A 6185-nucleotide genomic window follows, 5' to 3' on the forward strand; every position below is an offset into this window, starting at 1 on the left:
TTCAAAACGGGTTATCATCATAGCTCTTTTGGAAGGAGCAATAATTTTTAGTTTTTGTGTCGTGACAGTGTTTGTGTAGAAGTTGGAGGTTTATATATTCATCCTTACCACTTAAGGAGCGGGGTTGGATATGATCAACTTCTACAGTGTCTGTAGGTGTAAAGTACAGACCGCAGTGGGTACATTTACCTTTTTGTTTTTTAAGAAGTGTTGCCACTCTTGTTGGTGTTTCAGGGTATTCTCCACGTCTTTTGCTCCAATAAATCCAGTCACCGTTGTAGGGTGTTGAATTGCCCTTGACCTTTACGTGCCTTATAATAGGCGTTGCTGAGTGTTGGGCTAACTTTATACCTTCTTCTGTGCTGAAACACCAATTTCTGTCGCCTACTGTACGCCAGTATTTGTCTTTGTTGATGTTACCTTTTCCCCGTCGTTTTGCCCATGCTCTTAATTTGTCGTAAATAAGGCTATCTACTTTTAAAAACCTTTCCTTACTTACTACTGTAGAGTAATAGTTTGACCAGCCTCTAATTATTGGATTTAGCCGTCTAATTAAAGCAGCTTGTGGGGCGGTATTATGAGTGTCTATTACTTCAGCTATTCTGGAGAGGTGAGCTTTTATTTTTGCATTTGAAGGGGTGATTAACGTCTTAAACCCTAGTGGTATTCCATGTGTACTTCTGGCACTTCGGTAGTTGCCTACCTTATGTTGTTGTATGTGGAACCCTAAAAACTCAAACCCAACATTTCCATTGTATTCATTGAGGGTGTGGGTTAATTTTGTTTTGCTTGGCTTTAATTCTAAGCCAATGTCACCTAACCATTCCGCAATTATCTGATGACAGGTTGTTACTACTTCAATGTCTTTGTGCATAATCACAAAGTCATCGGCGTATCGGATTAAGCTTAGTGATGCTCGTTTATCTTTTTTATTGATACCCAAGTATCCTTTTTTTAGCGTTTCCGCATATTGTTTAACCCGTTCTTCCATTCCGTGAAGGGCTATGTTAGCCAATAGCGGGGAAATAACCCCTCCTTGTGGCGTACCTTCCGTGGTCGGAAAAATTTCACCTTGGTCTAATACCCCGCTTTTAAGCCACGACTTAATTTGTTTTCGGAGTCGCGGATAGGTATTGATTTTGTCAAGTAATGCTTTGTGATTAATGCGGGCAAAGCATTTGGCAATATCAGCGTCCAGCACGTATTTAGCTTTATATCTGATACTGTCAAAGATAGCTCCTATTGCATCGTGACACGACCTACCGGGTCTAAAACCAAATGAGTTAGGCTCGAATTTAGCTTCCCATTCTGGCTCAAGCGCTGCTTTTACAACTGCTTGTAAGGCGCGGTCGTACATAGTAGGTATGCCTAATGGTCTTGACTCATTAGTTCCTGGTTTTGGAATCATTATTCGACGTGTCGGTTGTGATTTGCCAGTTGGTTTTAGCTGACTTACTAGCTTAATTCGTTGCTTCGGGGTTAGTAATTTAATACCATCCACTCCTGCTGTACGTTTGCCAGTATTATCTTGTGTTACCCGTCGTACTGCTAAAACCTTATTAGACCAAGAATTAATCAAGGTCTTCTGAAGCTTACGAACTGCTTTGACTTCGCCACGCTCACTTGCTCGATAGATACGTTTTTGCAACTTGAACGTCAATCTTTCGACTTTTCGCCAATTGATTTGGTTCCATTCCACCGTCGGGTTGTCCCGCGTTTTAGACTTATTCATTGCTACTCAAATTCCTATCTTTGAAGTTATCATGCGTCTGTCTGCATATCTCTGTCATTACAACAGAGCGTTGGCTTTTCACACAATCCTTCTCTCACATACTATTCGTTAGCTACTTACTGGGGAATCGACCTGTTTCCAGAAATATATGAGAGTTACTTCGTTCCGACTACACATTGTTTGAGCTTTTAGTGTGATGCTCTCCACCGGGTTTCTGGGCAGTGCTTGTAGGTCATATAGGTAAACGCCTATGCCCTATCCTTGCCTTTTGGCTTGGTCTTATTCAGCCGTTAGACCATCTTAAAAGGACGATGGTTCAGACACATCTTTGCTTTCGCTACACATAAACTCTTGATCGGCAGTTACCAGTTTCGGCTATCAGTAGTCTGCCTTTTATCCCCGCTTTACTTTGTTAGTTGCTACTTAACAAAATAGGGGATATGCTTTTACCGCTGCACCTGCGGACTAGGACTAGGGACTTGTGAATCCTGCACCTAGATGTATAATCAGTTACACTAACCAAGGGGTTAGGCTAACCGTCCCTGGATTTTTAATCCATTTAGGTTAAACGAATCGCACACCAATACTTTAACTGTACCGCTTGAACCAGAAACAGGGTTAACTTGGCAGGGAGTCAAACTCGGCCTTGAAAATTGCGGCTACCGCGTCCAAGTTAAGTCTTAGCTTATAATACGATCACCAGTGCATTTGTTATTGAACACATGCACTGGTTATTATTTGCGAGGGAAAGCGCTATAAAACTTTTGCGCTAATTCTATCAACAGTCAAAACTTTTTGGCTCACCCAAAAACCCATGCTATTGTTGTTTATCATGCACTCAAGTTTTATCGTAAGCAGATGGCCGATACTCGAATAACTCTTGCTCTCCCGCCGCGAATTTAGACTCATCCCTCCCAGAAGCAGGCCGAGCAAAGGACGCTTTGTTGCGAATCCCCTGGATATCTTCAGAAGAACGCTCAGACGATAGCACAAACTGAGTTCTCTGATAACGCAAATGGGCCAATTCAATTTTACCCGGTCGCCCTTCACAATAGGCTCGTTCAGCACAGCGCTTTACTGCGATCGCAATTTCAGCACTGGTTGCTCCGGCATAATCAGATAGTAGCGAATACCACTGTCTGTCGCTCCAAAGATTCTCTTTTCCTTCCCCAAACTGCTCTGGGAAATACTTAGCTAAGTGCAAATTGAAAATCTCATAGCGAGCGCCGCTGTGTGGCAAATCCACAAACCAGATTCCGCCGTCGTCAAATCTGCGGATAAGTTCAGCCGGCAGCATTTCTAAGCGGTTAACAGTAGCTAACATTAACACGGGGCTTTCATGCTCCTGCATCCATGTGAGCAATTTCTGCGAGAGCCGCCTAGCTACACCGCCATCAGCATTTGATTCCCAGCCAGAAAAACCCTTGTCAAAATCGTCAAAGAACAACACGCAGCCGCCCAAATTATCGGCTGTATCCAGCATTTTGTTGAGAGCGCGATCTGGATTAGAGGAACCTATAATATTGCCCCAACTTGCTGCTAAAAGCGCATAACCTAGCGTCTTAGCAGCTAGCTTTGCACTCAAACTTTTGCCCGTCCCCGGCGGCCCCCACAGCAGCATTCCTTTGGGAGGTCTGAGGTGATATTTCTTGGCATCAGCTTCTGACAGCTTTACGACTTCGCTCAAATAAGCGTCTAATAAATCTAAACCACCAGCATGAGGCACGTCGGGAGAAGCAATGAACTCCAACCCCTGGTCTCGAAGTTGCGATATTTTATGCTCCAATACCAACTGAGCGATTTGGACAACTGAAGCGGTCACAGAGAGCGATCGATCTAACACCAATTCAATTTCAGCCTGTGGCAGCCCTAGACTAGAAACAGCCAGCCGCTTTTTAGCAGTTACCGCATCTGAACCAAAATCAAGGGAACAATTGCGATCGCAAAAATTATCCACAAGAACTTCGACTTCAAAGCGATCGGGTAACGGACATTTGAGTAGAGGAATTAATGGACTTAGCTTTGATGGCAATTGGATGTACTCACCCAGCAGTACCCAATATTGGTTGGCCCAACGCCCTTTCAGCTCAAAGAATGCGTTAGCCAATTGAGAATAACGGCGGACAAGAGGCTGTTCGGTACTGTCTGACTCCAAAATGTCCTCTAACAAAAAGATACCGGGGCAGTCATTTTCCAGCAGAAATTGCAGGACATCACTCTCGACAGATAGCTCAGTTTTACATAAGACGTATTCACTATTATACATCTGGGAAATATCGGAAACGTTTGCCATATCAGAATGACAACCTAAATTCGGGAGATGTTTATCCAAACACCGCACCTGTTGAAGAGTTGCATAGCCAGGATTCCAATAATAAACAGGTAAACAACACTCACTGGCGTACTGATGAAATGATGACAATATTTTTTGGCGATCTGCACTGTAATATTCGAGGGCAAATATGGGAGTTTGAGTGGCTCTTAAATTAGACCCTGTAGTGAAAAGCTTCATGATTTTATACAACTAAATAGAGGAAGTTTTACATAAAAGTTTAATTAACATAATTAAGATTTAGCTTCCTGCTAATGAGCGAAATTCTCCCCCTCAAGTGGAGGGGGTAATTGTGCCTAACGGCACTCATAAATTGATGTTAAGCAAGTTAAATTGTCAATCATGGTCACAGCTAAAAAACAAACCGCAGCCACTCCTATTCGCTCTCAGTCACCAGTGCCTGCTAAATCTAAACCGTCTGAAAAGCAGAACAGTCAAACAGTCGGCAGTAACAATGGAGCCAAATCAAAACCTCAACCTAACCTCAGCTCCGAGCAACTTGCTGGCGAGCTAGTCAAACAGATTCGGAATACAATTCATAAGAAGTATGGTGTGACCATTCAGCGTCGCGATAGCCGTATTTCGACAAAGGTTGGCCACGCAATTCGCGAAAAACTGGGATTGGATATTCAAGCTCAGTTGAACAAGCGCAACGGTAATGGCAATGGTAAAAAGTTCGACTGGCAAGAGTGGAACAATACTGTGTTTCCCAAGCTAGTTGGCCGGCCCGAGGAACTCAAGTATGGTGTCGAAGTTGTTGCCTTAGCGATGAGCCAACTTTACGATACAATTGCTGACAACCCGCAAGCTGCCATTGCCGATTTAATGGAGTTCAATGCTCAAAGCTTAAAGCGTCGCAACGAGTTAGCTAAATCCTCTGAAGAAGATACTGAAGAACTCGATGACGACGACGAACTCGATGATGAAGATGATGAAATTGATGACATACTCGATGAAATTGATGAGGATGACGAAGACTCCGAAGGCGATGAGGATGAGGATGATGACGATGAGGAGGATGATTTTAGTTTAGACGAAGATGAAGAATTTGAGGAAGACGACGAATAATCGCTAAAGTTTGATTAGAAAGCTCTGCTGAAAAAGCAGAGCATTTTTTTGCCTCTATCGAGGCTTTTTCCACGAATCGCGATTCATTTAATAAGGGGAGGGGGAAGGGGAAGGAACGGAAAGGGTAGAAAAACTTGGGAGAAAGGTAGAAAAACTTTAGTAAAATCGCGTTATTACTAAAAAAATTATCCTTCCCCTTCCCCTTCCCCTTCTCCTTCATTTCAGGGTAATGATTGTCGCCACCGTCCGAATCAGGACGCTCTGGGAAGCATACCGAATAAATTCACAATCAAGGAAGTTTTGACCTTGATTGTGAATTTAATTTTACCCACTCACCCACCACTATTTTTTTTGAATTAATTGTAATTAGCAGACTGCCGTCGCTTTAGTTGTGAAAAAAAACACGCTTGAGGGTTAATCATGGCTAATCGCAAATCCGCTCCAACTCCGATGCAAAAGCAATTTGCCGAAACTCTTGAAGAACAGCGCTTCGAGATGTTTTTGCACGTTGCCCGCGAGTTAACGGGACGTGCCAAACAACGACAGTTGCAGAAAGGTAAAGCTCTTGACTGGGAAGCGTTCAACACTTGGTTTAACAAGCAATATGAAGGCTACTCGGCTGACGAGATGCTTGAAGAAATCTTGAGCAACGTTTACTGGCTTTCATCTGAGCAAGCAGTCATTGACTTGCACTTCCGTTATATCGAATCGGCAGTCAAAGCTTCTCATAAGAAAAAGGCAACTGACGATAATGAAGAGATTGATGATTTTATCAAGTAATCAATGACGACCCCCGATAAAGGGGATAAAATCCTGCTCCAAGCAGGATTTGTTTTGCCCGCCCACCCACCGCGCCAGTTCCCTTTGCGATATTTGCGCTCGCATTTTCAGAAGGCTTTAGTTAATAGCGCTTGGAGTAATATAGTCATTTCAAATAAGTATGAGACACTCTTCATGCACAATAAGCACGAATAACTTCATCAAGAGATGTGCCAGGAGACGCATACATTTTAGCTCTCTTTAATGCACTAAAATCATGCTCAATATCATTTA

The 6185-nt window shown here is 43.1% G+C and carries 4 protein-coding genes and 1 pseudogene; 2 read left to right on the plus strand and 3 right to left on the minus strand.

Going from position 1 to position 6185, the window contains the following annotated elements; all coding sequences use genetic code 11:
* Window position 1: 1 nt before the first annotated feature.
* A complete protein-coding gene (gene ltrA, locus QUA40_RS18330; protein WP_333128326.1) occupies window positions 2–1732 on the minus strand; it encodes a group II intron reverse transcriptase/maturase in 1731 nt (576 codons plus the stop codon).
* Between the two features lie 838 nt (window positions 1733–2570).
* On the minus strand, window positions 2571–4244 hold the full coding sequence (locus QUA40_RS18335; RefSeq protein ID WP_333128329.1) for an AAA family ATPase: 1674 nt from the start codon (window positions 4242–4244) through the stop codon (window positions 2571–2573).
* A gap of 162 nt (window positions 4245–4406) precedes the next feature.
* On the opposite strand from QUA40_RS18335, the gene QUA40_RS18340 reads away from it, so the two are divergent.
* Complete coding sequence (locus QUA40_RS18340; RefSeq protein WP_333128331.1) at window positions 4407–5132, plus strand: hypothetical protein; 726 nt, start codon at window positions 4407–4409, stop codon at window positions 5130–5132.
* Window positions 5133–5552: 420 nt separating this feature from the next.
* Complete coding sequence (locus tag QUA40_RS18345) at window positions 5553–5912, plus strand: hypothetical protein (protein WP_194060967.1); 360 nt, start codon at window positions 5553–5555, stop codon at window positions 5910–5912.
* A 172-nt stretch (window positions 5913–6084) separates the two neighbouring features.
* Here QUA40_RS18345 and QUA40_RS18350 read toward each other — a convergent pair.
* A pseudogene (locus QUA40_RS18350) lies at window positions 6085–6185 on the minus strand (IS630 family transposase); the annotation flags it as partial.

It is taken from the genome of Microcoleus sp. Pol11C3, from assembly GCF_036701485.1.
Taxonomy (GTDB): Bacteria; Cyanobacteriota; Cyanobacteriia; order Cyanobacteriales; family Microcoleaceae; genus Microcoleus.